Consider the following 2,745-nt stretch of genomic DNA (forward strand, 5'->3'; position numbering starts at 1 on the left):
GTTATATCTTTAGAATCTTTAACTATGGCTCTGGAAATGATATTTGACCGTTAGACCTTCGTTTGAGTCATTTGATCGCGATTGGAGAGGGATGTTGCGGATACTGTTTTTTCCGGTCCCAGACGAAATGAAGAACAATCAACCCATAAAATGAGTTGATTGTTAGTTACGGGTTTTATCCAGTAAAAAGACTTATCAGCAGATAAAGATAACGGGCAGCGATGCCGGCACAAATACCGCCAATCGTGTGAGCCAGAATGGCTTTAGAGGTCAGCTGGCGGAAGCCAAGGGAGTCCAGCATGGCCGTATGCGTACTCAGGTAGCCGCTCCAGCACATGCCCATAGCGGTAAACACCGCAATGTCACTGCCACCAATGATGCCCTGACTGATAAAGTTTGGAACCAGTGACATGGCGGCACCAACAGCGCCCAGCGAGGTAATGGGGAATGCAACCAGTTCGGCATGGTCAAATCCAAACAGCAACTCAAACAGCCAGGTAGCATGGTTGGCCAGTTTTGGCAGTAGAGCAACCCCTTCAAACGCGCCACCCGTGTAGCCGGTTACCGGTGCATCAAACGTCAGCACCATAACAAACGTACTGATGATTAACACCCCGGGAATGATTGCTACCCCCATTTTGACGCCGCCTTTACCGCCGTCCAGCAGGGCATTGAGGAATCTCAACCAGACAGGGTCTGTAGAACTGTGGTCATCCAGAAGTTCACTGTGGGTATCTTTAATACTGAGCTCATGAAGCCGGGAGTCATTCCGGATAAAACGCTGCATCAGGCGCGTGGAGATGATAGCTCCAATAAGGGCACCGCCCAGGCCGATCATGGCAGGCAGGAAATAGGTAGCACCCGTCTCATTATTCTGCAGGGTGGCCATAAAGGTGATGACAATGAGTCCCATACCAAACGAGGTGCCGAAATTGGTCAGTGAGATGATTTCGGTCACTTTAAAGGAGTGGTTGAAACGCCTGTCTTTTGCCAGGCCGATGATGGCCGGGTTATCTGAGAAAAAGGTCATCATGGCGGCCATGGCAGCACGGCCGGGAAGATTGAAAACGGGCCTCATTAGCGGCACCAGCAGCCGTTCAACCAGGGAAATGACATGAAACTCCATCAGCAGGCGGCCTGCGGCACCGGTCAATACGGTGATCCCCATCAGGAACAATACGGTGTTTAACAAAAGCTGATGTGCGGTATTGAAGAGGGTGTTGAACATGTGGGTAACACCCATGGTCTGGCCGAGATAGCCAAACACAAGCCCTGCCAGGACAAGAAGGGCTAACGGCTCTACGATTTGGCGTACACCTGTTGAGGTGTCGGATTTGGTCGAGACTGCATCACTCATAGAAATACCAGAAACAAAGGAGATTTCAGATTAGACAATATTTTTTGGTCCTGCAGTATCGGTATTAGTCAGAAACGGAATAAATGCAGGCGAGATAGACAATAAAGTTGAACGATGGAACTAATTAAAATGACAGGCAGTCAAAACTTTTCTGCCTGTCATTTTATATCCGCAATTATTGGTTGCGATCAATGCTCCCGGGTGGTTCGGAAGGTCACATCCGGGTATCGCTCTTCAGACAGGGAAAGGTTAACCCGGGTGGGAGCCAGATAGGTCAGATGGCCACCACCATCCATAGCCAGGTTGTCAGCGCACTTACGCTTGAACTCTTCCAGCTTTTTCGGGTCACTGCAGTCAATCCAGCGCGCGGTATTAACATTAACCGGCTCGTAGATTGCTTCCACTTTGTATTCATCCTTGAGCCGACGCATGACCACATCAAACTGCAGTACACCGACCGCCCCAAGGATCAGGTCGTTATTATTCACTGGCATGAATAGCTGGGTAGCACCTTCTTCTGAGAGCTGTTGCAGCCCTTTTTGCAGCTGTTTCAGCTTCAATGGGTCTTTCAGGCGGACTCGGCGGAACAGTTCGGGAGCAAAGTGAGGAATGCCCATAAACTTCAGCATTTCGCCCTGGGTAAAGGTGTCACCAATCTGGATCGTCCCGTGGTTGTGCAGACCGATAATATCACCGGAGATCGCTTCATCCACGTGAGAACGGTCACCCGCCAGGAAGGTTACCGCATCGGCGATTTTTACATCCTTGCCGATACGGACATGTTTCATCTTCATATTTCGGGTGTATTTGCCGGAACATATTCTCAGGAAGGCAATGCGGTCACGGTGTTTGGGGTCCATATTGGCCTGGATTTTAAAGACGAACCCTGAGAAGTTCTCTTCATTGGCAACCACCATGCGCTCGCTGGTTTCCCGGGGCATGGGGGATGGCGCCCACTTGACAAAGTCATCCAGCATTTCCCGGACGCCGAAGTTGGCCAGTGCGGTACCAAAGAAGACCGGAGTCATCCGACCGGCAAGGTATGCTTCCAGGTCAAACTCATGGCTGGCGCCTCTCACCAGCTCAATTTCCTCCAGTAAATCCTCATGGAGATCGCCCAGCAGGGTTCTGGCTTCTGCTGATTCCAGGCCTTTGATCCGGATATCTTCAGGAACCACACTGGCCTGCCCGGGTTTGAACACATGAATGGTATCGGTATAGAGGTTATAAACCCCTTTGAAATGTTTCCCCATGCCGATAGGCCAGGTGACAGGGGCACACTGAATGTTGAGAATGTCTTCAATTTCATCCAGTACTTCAATCTGGTCACGGACTTCACGGTCCATTTTATTGACGAAGGTAAAGATTGGCGTGTCCCGCAGGCGGCA

The 2,745-nt window shown here is 50.5% G+C and carries 2 protein-coding genes; both read right to left on the reverse strand.

Going from position 1 to position 2,745, the window contains the following annotated elements:
* Positions 1 to 175 precede the first annotated feature (175 nt).
* The gene (locus KDK13_RS11990; protein WP_257285207.1) at positions 176 to 1,357 is read right to left on the reverse strand and encodes a hypothetical protein; all 1,182 of its coding nucleotides are present in this window, start codon (positions 1,355 to 1,357) and stop codon (positions 176 to 178) included.
* A gap of 188 nt (positions 1,358 to 1,545) precedes the next feature.
* The coding region (gene prfC / locus KDK13_RS11995) for a peptide chain release factor 3 (RefSeq protein WP_257285208.1) at positions 1,546 to 2,745 on the reverse strand (1,200 nt) is incomplete at its 5' end.

It is taken from the genome of Endozoicomonas sp. SESOKO1, from assembly GCF_024606265.1.
Classification (GTDB): Bacteria; Pseudomonadota; Gammaproteobacteria; order Pseudomonadales; family Endozoicomonadaceae; genus Endozoicomonas.